At 72.3% G+C, this 18081-nt stretch carries 16 protein-coding genes and 1 tRNA gene; 4 read left to right on the forward strand and 13 right to left on the reverse strand.

What is annotated here, in order from left to right:
• Positions 1-383: 383 nt before the first annotated feature.
• The 7 genes from PV796_RS08295 to PV796_RS08325 all read right to left on the reverse strand — a co-directional run bounded on the left by PV796_RS08295 (position 384) and on the right by PV796_RS08325 (position 7448).
• Entirely contained in the window at positions 384-1175 is a 792-nt protein-coding gene (locus tag PV796_RS08295; protein ID WP_274918919.1) for an ABC transporter ATP-binding protein, read from the reverse strand.
• Positions 1176-1179: 4 nt separating this feature from the next.
• Positions 1180-2109 (reverse strand): ABC transporter permease, encoded by a 930-nt coding sequence (locus PV796_RS08300; protein WP_274912274.1) that lies wholly within the window; start codon positions 2107-2109, stop codon positions 1180-1182.
• A gap of 76 nt (positions 2110-2185) precedes the next feature.
• A complete protein-coding gene (locus PV796_RS08305) occupies positions 2186-3085 on the reverse strand; it encodes a glycosyltransferase family 2 protein (protein ID WP_274912275.1) in 900 nt (299 codons plus the stop codon).
• The gene (locus PV796_RS08310; protein WP_274912276.1) at positions 3082-3861 is read right to left on the reverse strand and encodes a CDP-alcohol phosphatidyltransferase family protein; all 780 of its coding nucleotides are present in this window, start codon (positions 3859-3861) and stop codon (positions 3082-3084) included. The genes PV796_RS08305 and PV796_RS08310 overlap by 4 nt, the downstream gene beginning before the upstream one ends.
• Positions 3839-4900: an iron-containing alcohol dehydrogenase family protein gene (locus PV796_RS08315; RefSeq protein WP_274912277.1), complete on the reverse strand. Its 1062-nt coding sequence runs from the start codon at positions 4898-4900 to the stop codon at positions 3839-3841. The genes PV796_RS08310 and PV796_RS08315 overlap by 23 nt, the downstream gene beginning before the upstream one ends.
• Positions 4888-5631: a phosphocholine cytidylyltransferase family protein gene (locus PV796_RS08320; protein WP_274912278.1), complete on the reverse strand. Its 744-nt coding sequence runs from the start codon at positions 5629-5631 to the stop codon at positions 4888-4890. Before PV796_RS08320 ends, PV796_RS08315 begins: the two co-directional genes overlap by 13 nt.
• The gene (locus PV796_RS08325) at positions 5628-7448 is read right to left on the reverse strand and encodes a DUF5941 domain-containing protein (RefSeq protein ID WP_274918921.1); all 1821 of its coding nucleotides are present in this window, start codon (positions 7446-7448) and stop codon (positions 5628-5630) included. Before PV796_RS08325 ends, PV796_RS08320 begins: the two co-directional genes overlap by 4 nt.
• A 408-nt stretch (positions 7449-7856) precedes the next feature.
• Between PV796_RS08325 and idi the strand changes: the two genes are divergently transcribed.
• Positions 7857-8468 (forward strand): isopentenyl-diphosphate Delta-isomerase, encoded by a 612-nt coding sequence (idi, locus tag PV796_RS08330; RefSeq protein WP_274912279.1) that lies wholly within the window; start codon positions 7857-7859, stop codon positions 8466-8468.
• Here idi and PV796_RS08335 read toward each other — a convergent pair.
• The 4 genes from PV796_RS08335 to PV796_RS08350 form a co-directional block, all read right to left on the reverse strand.
• A complete protein-coding gene (locus tag PV796_RS08335; protein ID WP_274912280.1) occupies positions 8443-8934 on the reverse strand; it encodes an ATP-binding protein in 492 nt (163 codons plus the stop codon). The genes idi and PV796_RS08335 overlap by 26 nt on opposite strands.
• Positions 8935-9135: 201 nt before the next feature.
• Positions 9136-9723 (reverse strand): HdeD family acid-resistance protein, encoded by a 588-nt coding sequence (locus PV796_RS08340; RefSeq protein WP_274912282.1) that lies wholly within the window; start codon positions 9721-9723, stop codon positions 9136-9138.
• 139 nt (positions 9724-9862) lie between these two features.
• A tRNA-Met gene (locus tag PV796_RS08345) sits at positions 9863-9936 on the reverse strand.
• Between the two features lie 71 nt (positions 9937-10007).
• Positions 10008-11660 (reverse strand): ABC-F family ATP-binding cassette domain-containing protein, encoded by a 1653-nt coding sequence (locus tag PV796_RS08350; RefSeq protein WP_274912283.1) that lies wholly within the window; start codon positions 11658-11660, stop codon positions 10008-10010.
• 54 nt (positions 11661-11714) lie between these two features.
• On the opposite strand from PV796_RS08350, the gene PV796_RS08355 reads away from it, so the two are divergent.
• Entirely contained in the window at positions 11715-12485 is a 771-nt protein-coding gene (locus tag PV796_RS08355; protein WP_274912284.1) for an enoyl-CoA hydratase/isomerase family protein, read from the forward strand.
• A gap of 34 nt (positions 12486-12519) precedes the next feature.
• Here PV796_RS08355 and PV796_RS08360 read toward each other — a convergent pair whose 3' ends face one another.
• Both PV796_RS08360 and PV796_RS08365 read right to left on the reverse strand, forming a co-directional pair.
• Positions 12520-13188 (reverse strand): DJ-1/PfpI family protein, encoded by a 669-nt coding sequence (locus PV796_RS08360; RefSeq protein WP_274912286.1) that lies wholly within the window; start codon positions 13186-13188, stop codon positions 12520-12522.
• Between the two features lie 54 nt (positions 13189-13242).
• Entirely contained in the window at positions 13243-14205 is a 963-nt protein-coding gene (locus PV796_RS08365; RefSeq protein WP_274912287.1) for a GlxA family transcriptional regulator, read from the reverse strand.
• Positions 14206-14340: 135 nt separating this feature from the next.
• Here PV796_RS08365 and PV796_RS08370 point away from each other — a divergent pair, with 135 nt between their 5' ends.
• Positions 14341-15213 (forward strand): SCO6745 family protein, encoded by an 873-nt coding sequence (locus PV796_RS08370; protein WP_274912289.1) that lies wholly within the window; start codon positions 14341-14343, stop codon positions 15211-15213.
• 133 nt (positions 15214-15346) lie between these two features.
• Positions 15347-17791 carry a Tex family protein gene (locus PV796_RS08375; RefSeq protein WP_274912290.1) on the forward strand — a complete coding sequence of 815 codons (2445 nt, stop codon included), beginning with the start codon at positions 15347-15349 and terminating at the stop codon, positions 17789-17791.
• Positions 17792-18081 lie beyond the last annotated feature (290 nt).

Raw genomic sequence — 18081 nt, forward strand, 5'->3', positions numbered from 1 at the left:
GAGCCGGAGCGAACCAGTAGCCATTGCCGTCACGTCTCCCGTTCTACACCGCCGAGCCAAAACAACCCATTTCGGACACGCCGCAGCGTGGGGGCGCCTCCCGCTCGATGAGCGTAGTCGAAAGTGGAGGGGCGCCCTCCGATCGAGCTTCATCGCTCGCCGGGGTGAATATTGCCCGACTTGCACCAATTTTTCCGTTCAGTACCCGTACAGCTTACGCCGTACATCTAGGCGTCGATCGATCGGGTACCGAAGCCTCAGGCAACGACCTAACCAACGTCACAGGATGCTCAACCGTTCCCGTATTCACGGGAGTTGACCATTTCTTCACGTTCGAAGGCCCCCGCGAACCGACTCGCGAGGGCCTTGCGCGACGGGACGGGCTATTTGCCCGTTTCCTTCTCGTACGCCTTGATGACCTCGTCCGTCGGGCCGTCCATCAGCAGCTCGCCCCGCTCCAGCCACAGCACGCGATCACAGGTGTCCCGGATCGACTTGTTGTTGTGGCTGACCAGGAAGACCGTACCCGCATCCTTGCGGAGTTCGCGGATGCGGGCCTCGGAGCGCTTCTGGAAGGCCCGGTCGCCGGTGGCCAGCGCCTCGTCGATGAGCAGCACGTCGTGGTCCTTGGCGGCCGCGATGGAGAACCGCAGCCGGGCCGCCATACCGGACGAATAGGTGCGCATCGGCAGGGAGATGAAGTCGCCCTTGTCGTTGATGCCGGAGAAGTCGACGATGCCGTCGTAGCGCTCGCGGATCTGCTCGCGGGACATGCCCATCGCCAGACCGCCGAGGATGACGTTCTTCTCGCCCGTCAGGTCGTTCATCAGGGCCGCGTTCACGCCCAGCAGCGAGGGCTGACCGTGGGTGTAGACCTTGCCGCGCTCGGCGGGCAGCAGCCCGGCGATCGCCTTGAGGAGCGTCGACTTGCCCGAGCCGTTGGAACCGATCAGGCCGATCGACTCGCCCTTGTAGGCGGTGAAGGAGACGCCCTTGACCGCGTGCACCTCGCGCACGCCCATCGACGGCCGGCGCCGGATGATGCGGTTGAGCGCGGCGGTCGCGCTGCCCTTGCCGGCGCCGGTGCCGTAAACCCGGTAGACGATGTGCAGTTCGTCCGCGATCACCGTCGGGACCTGCTCCTGCGCCACCTCGGTCGGCTGGACGCCTTCCATCTGCTCAGCCACGTCCGTACCGCTCCTCAGCCTTCCAGAAGTACACAAAGCCCGCGACGCCCGCCAGCACCGCCCAGCCGAGCGCGAACGCCCAGACGTGCGGCGGCAACTGGCTCGCCTTGAAGCTGTCGATCAGCGCGAACCGGATCAGGTCGATGTAGACGGCGGCCGGGTTGCCGTAGAGCAGCACCTCGACCCAGTGCGGGACGTGCTTGCCCTTGAGGATGACGCTGATGCTGAACATCACGCCGGACGCGTACATCCACGTCCGCATGATGAAGGGCATCAACTGCGCCAGGTCCGGGGTCTTGCTGCCGAGCCGGGCCATGATCATCGCCAGGCCGGTGTTGAACACGAACTGGAGCGCCAGCGCGGGCAGCACCAGCAGCCAGGACCAGGTCGGCACCTGCCCGAAGGCGAGCAGGATGACCACCAGCACGCCCATGGAGAACAGCAGTTGCTGCAACTGCATCAGGCAGAACGAGATCGGCAGACAGGCCCGCGGGAAGTGCAGCGCGCGCACCAGACCGAGGTTGCCGGAGATCGCCCGGGTGCCGGCCATCACCGAGCTCTGGGTGAAGGTGAAGATGAAGACACCGGTCACCAGGAACGGGACATAGTCCGGGACGCCCTTACGGGTGCCGATCAGCAGACCGAAGATGAGGTAGTAGACGAGCGCGTTCAGTAGCGGCGTCGCCACCTGCCAGACCTGGCCCAGCTTCGCCTGGCTGAACTGCGCGGTCAGCTTGGCGCTGGCGAAGGCGGAGATGAAGTGCCGGCGGGCCCAAAGCTGCCGGACGTACTCCACAAGGCTGGGCCGGGCCCCGCTCTGCGCCAGTCCGTACTTCTCGGCCCGCTGGAGGGGGCTGAGACCTTCGTCGGCGGATGGCGGGGCACTCATGGCGACCGCACTGTCGTGCGTAGTCTCGCTCACAGTTGACACTTTCGTCCTCAAGGTGCGCTGCCGGGGACGCCCCGGTTCGCGCCTGATGCTCTCAGATACGAGCTTGTCAGATGATGGGAGGGCGGCCCAGCCGGGTCAGGCGCCACACGGTAGTCCACTTCATGGGACGCCGAGGACCGCAGGCCGTTGACCAGCCCTCCTTGAAGCCGCCCAGCCAAGCCCTGAGTCCGGGCAACGATGGCCGGCGGGCGAGGGTGAGCAGGAACCAGACACCGAGGTAGACCGGCACCAGCGGGGCGGGGAGGTTGCGGCGGGCCAGCCAGACCCGGTTGCGGGCCACCATCCGGTGGTAGACCGCGTGCCGGGCCGGGGCCGTGGTGGGGTGGTGCAGGACCAGGTCCGCCCGGTAGTCGACCAGCCAGCCGGCGTCCAGTGCCCGCCAGGACAGGTCGGTCTCCTCGTGGGCGTAGAAGAAGTCGTCGGGCAGGCCGCCGACCTCGGTGAACACCGCGGTGCGGGCCGCGTTGGCGCCGCCGAGGAAGGTGGTCACCCGCGAGGAGCGCATCGGGTCGGAGGCGCGCAGTCGCGGGACGTGCCGGCGCTGGGTCAGCCCGGTGTCCGGGTCGGCGATGCGGAAGCTGATGATGCCCAGCTTCGGGTCAGCGGCGAACGCCCGCCGGCACAGCTCGGCGGTGTCGGCGTTCGGCAACAGTCCGTCGTCGTCCAGGAACAGCAGCGCGTCCACGTCCCGGCCGCCCGGGCCGAACGCCTCGATGCCGACGTTGCGGCCGGCCGGGATGCCGACGTTCTCCGGCAGCTCGACGGTCCGCACGGTGATCCCGGGGACGTCCAGCTCCGGCAGCGGGGCGCCGTTGCCGACCAGCACCACCTCGATCGGATCGCCGTCCTGCTTGGCGACGGATTCCAGCAGCGCGCGCAGCTCGGCGGGGCGGTTGCCCATGGTGAGGACGACCGCCCCGAGTCGCATGCGGGGTGCCCCGGTCATTTGAGCCTGCTGGACGCGAGGATGGACACCAGGTGCAGCAGGGTCTGGAGCAGCGCGATGCCGGCCAGCACCGCGACGCCGAGCCGGGAGAAGAACAGGTCGCCGCGGACCGCGTCCACGATCGCCAGCACCAGGATCAGCAGCGACGCCTCGATCCCGAGCACCAGCCGATGGAACTTCAGCGCCGCGGCGGCCTTGCGGGCCAGCGCCAAACCGGACGAACGCGGCTCGGCCGCCGCCTCCTTGACCGGCGGCAGCCCGCCCTGGTGTCGGGCGACGCCGACCAGGTCGGTCTCGGCCTTGATCAGGATCGCGCCGAGCGCGGCCAGGGTGCCCAGGAACGCCCAGAGCCAGTCGATCCGGCCGGGGCCCCACAGGTCGGCGGCGCGCAGGCCGAAGCCGACCAGCACCGCCGCGTCGCACAGGTAGGCGCCGACCCGGTCCAGGTAGACGCCGCCGAGCGAGAACTGCTTCTTCCAGCGGGCGACCTCGCCGTCGACGCAGTCGAGCAGCAGGTAGAGCTGGACCATCAGCACGCCGAGCACGGCGCCCCAGATCCCCGGCACCAGCAGCGCCGGGGCGGCGAGGACGCCGAAGACGGTCATCAGGTAGGTCAACTGGTTGGGCGTGACCTTGGTGTTCACCAGGTATCGGTCGCAGCGCAGCGAGATTTCCCGCATGTAGAGGCGGCCGGCCCAGTGCTCACCGCTGCGCCGGTCCTTCACGCCCTCGGGGTGAACGACCGGGCGGAGTTCAGCTACTGATGGTTTCGGCATAGTCGGCGTATGCGTCCCTGATCTGGTCGGTGGTCAGGTCCAGGTGCTCCAGAATCGTGTAGCGGCCCGGACGGGTCTTCGGGGCGAACGCGACGGCCTGCACGAACTCGTCGTCGGTGAAGCCGATGTCGCCCGGGGTGACCGGCAGGCCGTGGCGCTGGAGCACCTGGACCATCAGCCCCGCGGTCTCGCGGTCGCCGCGCAGGTGGGTGGCGAAGGCGGCCCCGAGGCCGCACTGCTCGCCGTGGCTCGCCGCCCTCTTGGGGAAGAGGAGGTCGAAGGCGTGGTTGATCTCATGGCAGGCCCCCGAGGCGGGACGGCTGTCGCCGGCCACCGACATCGAGATCCCGGTGAGGACCAGGCCCTCGGCCAGCACCTGGAGGAAGTTGTCGTCGCTGACGCTCCCGGGGTGGCGCAACACGGCCTCGCCGGCCTGCCGGGCCATCGCCGCGGCCAGCCCGTCGATGTCCTCGCCGGTCTCCCGGTGCGAGAGCTCCCAGTCCGCGACCGCGGAGATGTTGGAGATCGCGTCACCGATGCCGGAGCGGACGAAGCGGACCGGGGCCTCGCGGATGATGTCGAGGTCGATCACCACCGCGATCGGGTTGGGCACGCCGTACGAGCCGCGGCCCGCGTCGTTGTCGAGGGTGGCGACCGGCGAGCACAGCCCGTCGTGCGACAGGTTGGTCGCGACCGCCACCAGCGGCTTGCCGATGCGCGCCGCGGCGAACTTCGCGCAGTCGATGATCTTGCCGCCGCCCAGGCCCACGACCGCGTCGTAGTGGCCCTTCTTCATGGCATCGGCGAGCTTGATCGCGTCGTCGAGGGTGCCGCCGCCGACCTCGTACCACTCGGCGCCGGGCAGGGCGGGGGCCAGCCGCTGGCGCAGCCGGGCCCCCGAGCCACCGCTGATCGCGATGGCCAGCTTGCCGGAAGCCGAGATGCGCTGGTCGGCCAGCACGCCCGCCAGGTCGTCCAGGGCGCCGGCGCTGATGTCGACGACGACCGGGGACGGAATGAGGCGGGTCAGTACAGGCATGCGATGTCACGGCCCTTCGCGAGGTCGTCGTGGTTGTCGATCTCGACCCACTTGACGTCGCCGATCGGGGCCACGTCGACCTTGAAGCCGCGGTTGACCAGTTCCTGGTAGCCGTCCTCGTAGTAGAGGTCAGGGTCCCGCTCGAAGGTGGTCTTCAGGGCGTCGGCCAGCTCGGCGGCGGCGGAGCCCTCGATGAAGGTGACGCCGATGTACTCACCGGTCGCCTCGGCCGGGTCCATCAGCTTGGTGATCTTCCGGACGCCCTTGGCGGGGTCCGCGACGACCTTCATCTCCTCGTCGGCGAGCTGCTTGACGGTGTCCAGCGCGAGGATGATCTGCTGGCCGTTGCCGCGCGCGGCGAGCAGGTCCCGCTCGACGGAGACCGGGTGCACGGTGTCGCCGTTGGCGAGGATCACCGAGTCGTGGGCCGCGATCACGTCACGGGCGCACCACAGGGAGTAGGCGTTGTTCCACTCCTCGGCCTTGTCGTTGTCGATGAGGGTGAGCTTGAGGCCGTACTGCTGCTCCAGGGCCTCCTTGCGCTCGTACACGGCCTCCTTGCGGTAGCCGACGATGATCGCGACCTCGGTGAGACCGATCTCGGCGAAGTTGCCGAGGGTCAGGTCGAGGATGGTCTTCTCGCCGTCGACCGGCACCAGCGCCTTGGGCAGGGTGTCGGTGTAGGGGCGCAGACGCCGTCCGGCGCCGGCGGCCAGCACGAGGCCGATCATGCGGGTTCTCCTTCATCGTGAACGGCGGGTGCGCCGTGCTTGTGAGCGGCCACCCAGAAGCGGATGCTCTCGGCGAGCACCAGCAGCGCCAAGAGCACAGCGAGTGCCGTGAGCGCGACTGCGAAACCTGTGGCGGGCAGCGCGGCGGCGAGGACGGTGACCACGAGGATCCGCCCTTCGTGTCCGCCGGAGGCCCGGACCAGCCACCGCGGTGGGGCCCCGGCGCCACCGCGGATGCGGTAGACCGTGTCGTAGTGATGGTAGGCGACCGCCGCGACCAGCCCGAACGCCGCGGGCAGCGCCGCGTGGGCGTCCGACCGGGCGGCCAGCACCAGCACCGTGAGGTATTCGCCGGCCCGGAAGAAGGGCGGGACGAGCCAGTCCAGGGCGCCCTTGAGCGGGCGGGACAGCGCCGCGGCGGCCAGCAGCGCGGCGCAGACGGCGACGCCGACGGTGAGCCAGGACGCCGGTTCCGGCTGCGAGACCAGCCACACCAACAGCACCGCGGACGAGAGAAACGCCATAACGGGCGCCAGGAGGGAACCGGTCCGGCCCCGGCCGCGACCGCGGCGGGTGAGCAGTTCGACCAGCGGGCCGTAGTCGGCGAGCTCCGCGAGCGCGCGGGCGGCGCGGTCGGTGCGGCGGGCGCGCCGGGCCCGGGAGCGCAGCACCCGGCCGGCGGTGGTGTAGCAGGCGGCCAGCGCGCAGCCGACGAGCAGGGCGTAGAAGACGATGCGCGGGGTGGTGAGCGCGGTCAGCACGGCGATCATGGCCCAGCGTTCGCCGATGGGCAGCACGATCATCCGTCGCACCCAGACCGTCCAGCCGACGCTGTCGAGCCGGTCGGAGAGCGCCACGGCGGGGCCGGCGGCCCCGGCGCCGCCCTCGAAGTCGCTGCCCTCGTTGAAGGCGAAGTCGACGATGTGCCGGCAGGTCTGGAGGATCATCGCGCCGAGCGCCAGCGCCCAGACGTCGTCCCCGCCGCGGGCCGCGCCGAGGGCGAGCCCGGCGTAGTACGCGTACTCCTTGGCACGGTCGAAGGTGGCGTCCAGCCAGGCGCCCAGCGTCGAGTACTGGAGCGAGTAGCGGGCCAGTTGCCCGTCGGTGCAGTCCAGGACGAAGGAGAGCAGCAGCAGTGCGCCGGCGGCGACGAAGCCGCCGCGGGTGCCGGTGGCCGCGCAGCCCGCCGCGATCAGCGCGGTGAGCAGGGACGCGGTGGTGACCTGGTTGGGGGTCAGGCCGCGGCGCGCGCACCAGCGGGCGAGGTAGCGGGAGTAGGGGCTGATGCAGAAGGTGGTGAAGAAGCCGTCGCGGGACTTCACGGCGGTGCGCAGCCGGACCGCCTCGTCGTCGACGGCGGCGACCGCCTCGCGGGCCTCCTCCCGCTGGGCGGGGGTCAGCGCGAGGGTGGCGACCAGGGTGCCCGGCTCGACGCGGTGCAGTCCGACGTCGGCGCGGTCGAGCGCCTCGGTCAGGGTGTCGGTGAGCACGTCCGTCAGGTGCGCGGTGCCCGCGCCGACCGGGATGCGGCCGGCGGCGCGGTCCAGCGCGGCGCGGGCCGCGGGCTGGACGGTGAGCGCGCCGGGCACGGCGGCGGCCGGGAAGCGGGGGTCGGTCAGGGCGAGCCGCAGGGCGTGCAGGTGCCCGACGAAGCGGGGGTCCACGATGGCCACCCGCTCCTGAGCGGGTGCCTCGGCGAGGAGTTCGGCGGCGCCGGCCGGGTCATCGGCCGCGCGGACCTCGAAACCCAGTGCGCGCAGGTCGGCTTCGAGCGACGACCCGGCGACCGGCGGACCGGTGAGGATGGCGGTCGACAGACGAACTCACTCCTTGGATGCTGACGAGCCGCGCCGGTCGGTCCGCATTCGGCACGAACTACCCGGGCGGCGGGCGTGGCACACCGGGCCGGAGAAGGCCGGGGGCACGTCGGCAGAGGCTATCTGATCGCGGGATGCGGCCGTTCACCATGCATTCACCACTCGATCGGGTGACCGACGGCTGCGCCTGCCGCGATCATCATGGTGGATCGGGGCGCGCCGGAACAACTGGCCGGCGGGCCGGGTGCCGGATATGCGGGGGCTGGTCACGGTTGCCGCGGGGCGGCTGTGGCGAGGGCCATGCCGGCGGCGGGCGGTGCGGCCGCGGCCGCACCGGGCGGCGCTCTGCCGAAGATGGCCGGCCTGGTGGGGCAGACTTGACACCGACGACCGACGACAAGGATGGGCATGCCGATCACACCTCCCAAGGGACAGACCGCCGGAACCTCTGCGGTGGGGGCACCGGACGGCGCCGCCGAGCCGATCATGCTGGAGCTGGTCGACGAGGACGGCAGGACGGTCGGCACCGCGGAGAAGCTGGCGGCGCACCAGCCGCCGGGGCAGTTGCACCGGGCGTTCTCGGTCTTCCTCTTCGACGAGAAGGGACGGCTGCTGCTGCAGCGCCGGGCGCTGTCGAAGTACCACTCCCCCGGCGTGTGGTCCAACACCTGCTGCGGCCACCCGTATCCCGGGGAGACGCCGTTCGCGGCCGCGGCCCGGCGGACCGCGGAGGAGCTCGGAGTGGCCCCGGCGCTGCTGGCCGAGGCCGGGACGGTGCGCTACAACCATCCCGATCCGGACTCCGGTCTGGTGGAGCAGGAGTACAACCACCTGTTCGTGGGGCTGCTGCGCACCGAGCCGGCGCCGGACCCGGAGGAGATCTCCGAGACCGCCTTCGTCACGCCGGCGGAGCTGGCCGAGCGGCACGCCCGGGCGCCGTTCTCGGCGTGGTTCATGACCGTGCTGGACGCGGCGCGTCCGGCGGTCCGCGAGCTCACCGGACAGTCGGCGGGCTGGTAGCCAGCGGGGTCAGCGGCAGCTCGGCCCAGATCGCCTTGCCGCCGCCGGCGGTGAGCTCCACGTCGCACTTGCCGCCCACCTCCGCGGTGAGCACCTTGACCAGCCACAGGCCGCGGCCGCCGATGTCACCCTCGTCCGCCTCAAGCGCCTTGGGGCGGTAGGGGTGGTCGTCCTCGACCGCGATCCGCAGCCAACCGGCGCCGAGGGTGAGCTGGACGGCGATCTGCGGGGAGAGCAGCGCCGCGTGCCGGACGGCGTTGGTGACCAGTTCGGAGACGATCAGCAGCAGCCCGTCGAGGACGTCGTCGGCGACGGGCACGCGCTGTTCGGCGAGCAGATCCCGGACCGCGTGGCGCGCCTGGGGCACCGACGACTCCAGTGCCGGGGCGGTGAACCGCCAGACACCTTCGTACGCGAGCGGGGAGGTCAGCTCCTCGGGGGGTTCTGCAGGGGGTCCGGAAGGCATCCTCACAGGACGAGTGTTGAGAATGCGCCGGTCCTGGCCGGCCTCCTGAACACAAGTCAGCGCCTATCGACGGCAATTGGTCGATTCTGGCGGAATTGATCGGCCTCGTGACACGCTCCGTCGCTTCACTTTCGTATTTTCGGCGCGGCATCGCGGGGCGTTCCCGGCGCCCGGACAAATCCGTCGGCGCCGGGGTAGGGATCAAGCCACTCTGCCGCCCTCGACCATGTCGACCACCCGGCGGCCGCCGAGTCCCATGGCGAGCAGGCCCAGCCCGTCGAAGAGCAGCTCCAGCGAGAAGAAGGTGCCGATGACGTAGAGGCTGCTGTGCGGCCAGTCGGCCAGCACCAGGATGCCGAGCAGCAGGCCGATGACGCCCTGGAGGAGCGTCCAGCCGAACTGCGGTCCGCGCACCACGACGGAGCCGGCCAGCCGGAACAGCCCACCGGCCAGGAAGAGCAGGGCGGCGAACATGGTCAGCGCGGCGGCGCCGGCCTCGGGCCGGCGGATCACCACCACGCCGGCCGCGATGTTCAGCGCCGCGACGACCACCGCGAGCCAGAAGAAGTTCGTGCCCCGGGACTGGATGGCCTGCGCCAGCCCCACCAGGCCGCCGATCAGCAGCAGCCAGCCGAAGAGCAGCATCGTGGTGAGGGTGGCCACGCCGACGTAGATCAGCCCCACGATTCCGGCCAGCACGAGGATGATTCCGAGCGCCGCGAGCAGTCCGAAGCTGCGCCCCAGCCGGGCCGCCGGGCTGCGCCGGGGGGACTTGGACCTGCCGACCATCGCCGCCTCCTCGATCAAGGACCGTTTTGTCCCGGTATACCGCTTATTGCGGGAGGGGGCAGGGTGAGCGGGGAAGCGCACGGGGTGCGGAAACGACGACAGGCCCGGTGCCTGGGCACCGGGCCTGTCGTCTCTTCAGTAGCGGGGACAGGATTTGAACCTGCGACCTCTGGGTTATGAGCCCAGCGAGCTACCGAGCTGCTCCACCCCGCGTCGACCTGGAGTACCTTACGGGGCGGCCGGCGCGGTGACAAATCGAAAGCGGGAGCGGCCGCCGGGCGCAGTCACGCCGCCCGGTCGGTGATCCGCCCGCCGTCGACCTCGATGCGGCGCGTGGTGTGCACCGCCGCCAGCATCCGACGGTCGTGGGTGACCAGCAGCAGGGTGCCCGGGTACGAGGCGAGCGCGGACTCCAACTGCTCGATGGCCGGCAGGTCGAGGTGGTTGGTGGGCTCGTCGAGCACCAGGAGGTTGACGCCGCGGCCCTGGAGGAGGGCCAACGCGGCGCGGGTGCGCTCCCCGGGCGAGAGGGTGTGCGCGGGGCGCAGCACATGGGCCGCCTTGAGGCCAAACTTGGCGAGCAGCGTGCGCACGTCGGCGGGGGCGAGGTCCGGGACGGCGGCCCGGAAGGCGTCCAGCAGGGTGGGGTCGCCGCTGCCGTGGAACAGTTGGCCGCGGGCCTGGTCGATCTCGCCGACCACCACGCCGGGGCCGAGCGCGGCCGCGCCGGAGTCCAGCGGCAGCCGGCCCAGGAGGGCGGCGAGCAGGGTGGACTTGCCGGAGCCGTTGGGGCCGGTGATGGCGACCCGGTCCGCCCAGTCGATCTGGAGGTCCACCGGGCCGAGGCGGAAGGCGCCGCGGCGCACCTCGGCCTGCCGGAGGGTGGCCACCACGGCGCCGGCGCGGGGCGCCGCGGCGATCTCCATCCGCAGCTCCCACTCCTTGCGGGGCTCCTCGACGACCTCCAGCCGCTCGATCATCCGCTGGGTCTGTTTGGCCTTGGCGGCCTGCTTCTCGGTGGCCTCGACCCGGCCCTTGCGGCCGATCTTGTCGTTGTCGGTGGCCTTGCGGCGGGCGTTGCGGACGCCCTTCTCCATCCAGTTGCGCTGGGTGTGCGCCCGGGTCTCCAGGGCGGACTTGGTGTCGGCGTACTCGTCGTAGCGCTCGCGGGCGTGCCGGCGGGCCCGTTCGCGCTCCTCCAGGTACGCGGTGTAGCCGCCGCCGTAGGTGTTGACCTGCTGCTGGGCGAGGTCGAGTTCGACGACGCGGGTGACCGTGCGGGCCAGGAACTCGCGGTCGTGACTGACCAGGACGGTGCCGGCGCGCAGCCCGGCGACGAAGGACTCCAGCCGGTCCAGGCCGTCCAGGTCGAGGTCGTTGGTGGGCTCGTCGAGGAGGAAGACGTCGTAGCGGGAGAGCAGCAGGGAGGCGAGCGAGGCGCGGGCGGCCTGACCGCCGGAGAGGGCGGTCATCGGCTGGTCGAGGCTGACGGCCAGGCCGAGTTGGGCGGCGGTCTCCTCGGCGCGGTCGTCGAGGTCGGCGGCGCCGAGGGCCAACCAGCGCTCCAGGTCGGTGGCGTAGGCGTCGTCGGCGCCGGGGCGCTCGTCGGCCAGGGCCGCGGTGGCGGCGTCCAGGGCGCGTTGGGCCTCGGCCACGCCGGTGCGGCGGGCGAGGAAGGCGCGGACCGATTCCCCGGGGCGCCGGTCGGGCTCCTGGGGGAGGTGGCCGATGGTGGCGGTGGGCGGGCTGAGCGCGAGGGCGCCCTCTTCCGGGGGCGCCAGGCCGGCCAGCAGGCGCAGCAGGGTGGACTTGCCCGCCCCGTTGGCACCGACCAGGCCGATCACGTCGCCGGGGGCGACGACCAGGTCAAGGCCGGAGAACAGGACGCGCTCGCCGTGGCCGGCGGCGAGGTCTTTGGCGACGAGGGTGGCAGACATCAGACCGTCGATCGTATCCGGCGCGGGGTCCCGGGGTCGCTCTAATATCCCGGCATGGAACCGGCTCTGAGGACGCATGTCGACGGCGGCACGGCCACCGTCACCATCAGCAACACGGGCAAGCGCAATGCGATGACCGTCGGGATGTGGCGGGAGCTGCCGCCGCTGCTGGCGCGGCTGGCGGCGGATCCCGCGGTGCGGTCACTGGTGCTGACCGGGGACGGCGGGACGTTCTGCGCGGGGGCGGACATCGGGTCGCTGCGGGACGCGTCGGGCGCCTCGGAGGGGCTGGCGGTGGTGGCCGAGGAGGCGCTGGCGGCCTTTCCCCGGCCGACGGTGGCGGCGATACGCGGCTACTGCGTGGGCGGCGGCGCCCAGTTGGCGGCCGCCTGCGATCTGCGGTTCGCGGAGGAGGGCGCGCTGTTCGGGGTGCCGCCGGCCAAGCTGGGGGTGGCGTATCCGGCGTCGGCGACCCGGCGGCTGGTCCGCCTGGTGGGGCCGTCGGCCGCCAAGTACCTGTTGTTCTCGGGCGAGTTGATCGACTGCGCGCGGGCGCTGCGGACCGGGTTGGTGGACGAGGTGCTGCCCGAGGGCGAGTTGGGCAAGCGGATCGCGGAGTTCACCGCGGTGCTGGCCAGCCGGTCGCTGCTGACCCAGACCGCGGCGAAGGAGCTGGCCGACGGCACCTGGGACGTGCCGGCGGAGGCGGCCGAGGCGCGCGGGGCGCACTGGGCGGCGCAGGCGCGGGAGAGCGGCGAGATCGCGGAGGGGGCGGCGGCCTTCCTGGAGCGCAGGGCGCCGCGCTTCCGGTGGCCGGCGGGCTGAGCCGGGGCCGCCGCCCCCTCGCGCCGGTGTGCGGTCACTCCCCGCCGGCGACCTGGTCCCGCCGCTCGCCGGCCAGAATGGTGCGGCCGCGTTCGCGCAGGGCCGCGACGACGTCGGCCGGGGCCTTGTCCGGGGCGCCCGCGTCGTAGGGCGGCTGCGGGTCGTACTCGATGCCGAGCTGGATCGTCTGCGCGACGTGGTCGCCGGCGATCCGGCCGGCCAGGGCGAGGCCCATGTCGATGCCCGAGGAGACGCCGGCGGCGGTGACGTACTTGCCGTCGAAGACCACCCGCTCCCCCGTCGGTTCGACGCCGTAGGCGGGCAGTTGGTCCAGCGCGAGCCAGTGGGAGGTGGCCCGGCGGCCCTTGAGGAGGCCGGCGGCGGCGAGGATGAGCGAGCCGGTACACACGGAGGTGGTCCAGGTGGTGCCGGCGTCCACGGCGCGGAGCCAGTCGTGCACCGGGCCGTCGTCCATGAGCGCGGCCTGTCCCGGACCGCCGGGGACGACGACGAGGTCCGGCGCGGTGACGTCGGCCAGCGCGGCGTCCGCGGTCACCCCGAGGGAGCCCTTGTCGGTGCGGTGCAGGCCGGTGCGTTCGGCGACGAAGACCACCTCGGCGCCCGGAATCAGGCCGAGGGTCTCGTAGGGGCCGATGGCGTCGAGGGCGGTGAAGCGGTCGTAGAGCAGGATGGCGATCTGCATGGTGGCCTCGTTCCTGGTGTGGTGGGTGTGGTCGGGTGGTGGTCGGTGGGGCCGCTACGGGGGCGGCGAGGCGGGCCGGAAGCGGCGGCGGTACTCGGCCGGGGAGGCGCCGAGGACCCGGACGAAGGCGCGGCGCATCGCCTCGGCGGTGCCGTAGCCGCACTGCCGGGAGATCCGCTCGATGCCGTCGGCGGTGTCCTCCAGGCGCCGGCGGGCCGCCTCCAGGCGGATCCGGTCGACGTAGCGGCCGGGCGTCATCCCGGTCTCGTCGCGGAAGGCGCGGGCGAAGTGCCGCGGGGAGAGCCGGGCGCGGTCGGCCAGCGCCTCGACGGAGAGGTCCGCTGCGGGGTTCTCCGAGATCCACTGCTGGACGTCGCGCAGCGGGCGGCGCTCGGCGGTCTGGGCGGCGAGTTGGGCGCTGAACTGGGTCTGGTTGCCGGGCCGGCGGAGGAAGACGACGAGGTGGCGGGCGACGGTCAGGGCGAGGTCGCGGCCGAGGTCCTCCTCGACCAGGGCCAGCGCCAGGTCGATGCCGGCGGTGACGCCCGCGGAGGTGGCCACGTCGCCGTCGCGGACGTAGATCGGCTCGGGTGCGACGCGGACCGCGGGGTGGTCGGCGGCGAGTTGGGCGCACAGCGCCCAGTGGGTGGTGGCCCGGCGCCCGTCCAACAGGCCGGCGGCGGCCAGGAGGAACGCGCCGCTGCACACCGAGACCTTGCGGCGGGCGTGCGGGGCCCGCGCCCGCAGCCAGGCGACCAGCCGGGGGTCGGGGGCGCGGGTGCCCTCGCCGCCCGGGACGAGGAGGGTGTGCGGGGGCGCGGCGGCGTCCAGCGTGGTGTCCGGGACGAGGGTCAGGCCGCTGGTGGTGCGGACCGGGGCGCCGTCCAGGCTCGCGGTGCGGATGCGGTACGCGCCGGGCATGCCGTGCTCGGCGCCGCTGAAGACCTCGACCGGTCCGGAGACGTCGAGGCTCTGCACGCCGTCGTAGAGGACGACCAGTACGTCGCGCTGTTCCATGCCGTCCATCCTGGGCAACGGGAGCGATGGCGGCAATGACGAATTTCCCACCTTTCCTGCCGTGGCCGGGCCCGGGAACCCCACTGCCGGGAAGCCCCCCGCAACGGCATACCAACGGGTCGGTAACCTGCTCGCATGACCTCTTCCAGCGCACTGCCCGAACGGGCCGGACGGCACTGTCACAACGCCCTCAACCCCTTCCACTCGGCGCACTACTTCGCCCCCGAACTCGCCGCGGAGCTCGCTGGGTTGGGCGTTCCCGAGGGGCGCGCCGGGTACTTCGCCACCCGGAGCGCGGCGATGGGCGCGGTGGGCCCCGGGACGGTGGCCGCGACCTTCTTCTCCTTCAAGCCCGCGCTGATCGCGGAGCACCTCCCGCAGGTCTGGACGGTGACCACGCCGGCGGCCGTCCTGGACGCCCGGCTGCGCGCGGTGGACGCCTCGCTGCGCCGGCAGCTCGGCGACGCCGTGGTGGAGTCGCCGGAGATGGCGGAGGCGGCCGGACTGGCGCTGCGCGCCGCCGAGGGTTGCACCCCGCACGCGCGGCCGCTCTACTCCGCCCACGCCGACCTGCCGGTTCCCGACGCCCCGCACCTCGCCTACTGGCACGCCGCGTCACTGCTGCGCGAACACCGCGGCGACGGCCACCTGATGACGTTGCTGGACGCCGAACTGGACCCGGTGGAGGCGCTGGTCACGCACGCCGCCAGCGGGCGCGGGATGAGCTACCGCGGCATCCTGGCGACCCGCGGCTGGACGCCTGAGGAGCTGACCGCCGCACAGGAACGGCTGCGCGTACGGGGCCTGCTGGCCGCCGAGAACGAGCTGACCGAGGCCGGGGTGGCGCTGCGCAAGGACCTGGAGCGGGCGACGGACCGGCTGGACCGGGCGCCGTACGAGCGCCTGGGGGCGACGGACGTGGCCCGACTGACCGAGCTGGCGGGCGGGTTCACGGCGCGCCTGATGGAGGCCGGAGCGTTCCCGCAGCAGTTGTTCAGCGACGAGTAGTCCGTGGTGAGCGCCGGGGCGCGTGCGACTTCTCACACCCCGGCGCTCCCGGCCGGGCGGTGCGACAGCCCGGGTCGCCAACCGGCACAATGCAGGCTTCAAGGCAAGTCGCTGGAAGGCGGGCAGGATCAACGTGACGGCAGCCACTGAGCCCATCGGGGCCCTCGGGTCCATCGAAGCGAGGATCGCCGACGAGCTCGGCGTCAAGGAGCGGCAGGTGAAGGCCGCGGTCGAACTGCTCGACGGCGGCTCGACCGTTCCGTTCATCGCGCGCTACCGCAAGGAAGCGACCGAGACGCTCGACGACGCGCAGTTGCGCTCCCTGGAGGAGCGGCTGCGCTACCTGCGGGAGCTGGAGGAGCGGCGGAACGCCGTCCTGGAGTCCGTGCGGTCCCAGGGCAAGCTGGACGCCGCGCTGGAGGCGCAGATCCGCGGGGCGGAGTCCAAGGCCCGGCTTGAGGACATCTACCTGCCGTTCAAGCCCAAGCGGCGCACCAAGGCGCAGATCGCCCGCGAGGCGGGGCTCGCGCCGCTGGCCGACGGGCTGTTGGAGGACCCGTCGGTGGAACCGACCGCGGCCGCCGCGGCGTTCGTGGACGCGGACAAGGGCGTGGCCGATCCGGCCGCGGCCCTGGAGGGCGCGCGGGCGATCCTCACCGAGCGGTTCAGTGAGGACGCGGACCTGATCGGCGAGTTGCGCGAGCGGATGTGGACGCGCGGCCGGGTCGCGGCGAAGGTGCGGGCCGGCAAGGAGGAGGAGGGCGCCAAGTTCGCCGACTACTTCGACTTCGCCGAGCCGTTCACCGAGCTGCCCTCGCACCGGGTGCTGGCGATGCTGCGCGGCGAGAAGGAGGAGGTCCTCGACCTCAACCTGGAGCCGGAGGACCCGGCGGAGGCCGGCGAGGGCCCCAGCTCCTACGAGCGGTCGATCGCGCACCGCTTCGGCATCACCAACCGCCAAGAAGGCGGTCGGCCGGCCGACAAGTGGCTCCAGGACACGGTCCGTTGGGCCTGGCGCACCCGCGTCCAGGTGCACCTCGGGATCGACCTGCGGCTGCGGCTGCGGCAGGCCGCCGAGGACGAGGCGGTCCGGGTCTTCGCCGCGAACCTGCGCGACCTGCTGTTGGCGGCGCCCGCCGGGACGCGCGCCACGATGGGCCTGGACCCCGGTTTCCGCACGGGCGTGAAGGTCGCCGTGGTGGACGCGACCGGCAAGGTGGCGGCCACCGAGACGATCTACCCGCACGTGCCGCAGCAGAAGTGGGACGCGGCGCTGGCCACCCTGGCGCGGCTGGCCCGGGAGCACCGGGTCGAGCTGATCGCGGTCGGCAACGGCACCGCCTCCCGGGAGACCGACAAGCTGGCGGCCGAACTGATCGCCGCGCAGCCGGAGTTGAAGCTGACGAAGGTGATGGTTTCCGAGGCCGGCGCCTCGGTGTACTCGGCCTCCGCGTTCGCCTCCCAGGAGCTGCCGGACCTGGACGTGTCGCTGCGCGGCGCGGTGTCCATCGCCCGTCGCCTCCAGGACCCGCTGGCCGAACTGGTCAAGATCGACCCCAAGTCGATCGGGGTCGGTCAGTACCAACACGACCTGGCCGAGACCAAGTTGTCGCGCTCGCTTGACGCGGTGGTCGAGGACTGTGTCAACGGTGTCGGCGTGGACGTCAACACCGCCTCCGCGCCGCTGCTCGCCCGGGTCTCCGGCATCAGCTCGGGCCTGGCCGAGAACATCGTCACCCACCGGGACGGCAACGGCCCGTTCCGCTCCCGCAAGGCGCTCAAGGACGTGCCGCGGCTGGGCCCCAAGGCGTACGAGCAGTGCGCGGGGTTCCTGCGGATCCGGGGCGGCGACGACCCGTTGGACGCCTCCAGCGTGCACCCGGAGGCGTATCCGGTGGTGCGGCGGATGGTGAAGTCGGCGGGCAGCGAGGTGAGTTCGCTGATCGGCAACGCGGCGGTGCTGCGCTCGCTGCGGCCGGACGACTTCGTGGACGACTCCTTCGGCCTGCCGACGGTGACCGACATCCTCCAGGAGCTGGAGAAGCCGGGCCGGGACCCGCGTCCCGAGTTCCGCACCGCGACGTTCAAGGACGGCGTGGAGAAGATCGGCGACCTGCAGTCGGGGATGGTCCTGGAGGGCGTGGTGACCAACGTCGCCGCCTTCGGCGCGTTCGTGGACGTCGGCGTCCACCAGGACGGCCTGGTGCACGTGTCGGCGATGTCGAAGAACTTCGTCAAGGACCCGCGGGACGTGGTCAAGCCCGGCGACATCGTCCGGGTCAAGGTGCTCGACATCGACATCCCGCGCAAGCGGATCTCGTTGACCCTGCGGCTGGATGACGAGCCCAGCAAGGGCGCGCCGGCCGGCGGCGGCGAGCGGCGTGCCAATGGGGGCGCCGGCGGCGGGGGCCGGGGACCGCGCGAGGGCGGCCGGGGCGGCGCGCCGCGGCAGCGGCAGGGCGGCGGCCAACGGGGCGGCGAGCGCCGCGGCGGCGGCCGGGACGCCGGGCCGGTCAACGACGCGATGGCGGACGCGCTGCGGCGGGCCGGGCTGCTGAACGACAAGAAGGGGCGCTGACGTTCGGCGACCTCACCGTGCGGCGGCGGGACGGCCTCCCGCTGCCGCACGGTGTCGTCGCCGGGCCGGTCCGCGCGTAACGGACGTACGCGGGGAAATCCGTGGACGCGGGCCGGGGCGCGCGGTTAGCCTGCGGATCATGTTCAGCCCCGAGTCCTCAAGACGCTAGCCACCGGGCATCGTCCGGTGGCTCCTCACGTTGCCGTTCCGCGGCCGCGACGCCGCCCCCTCGGGCTGCCGTCGTGTTGGCGGGTGCCCTTGCGCGCCGCCACGTAGAGGTCTTCTCCCAC

The organism is Streptomyces sp. WZ-12, from assembly GCF_028898845.1.
GTDB lineage: Bacteria > Actinomycetota > Actinomycetes > Streptomycetales > Streptomycetaceae > Streptomyces.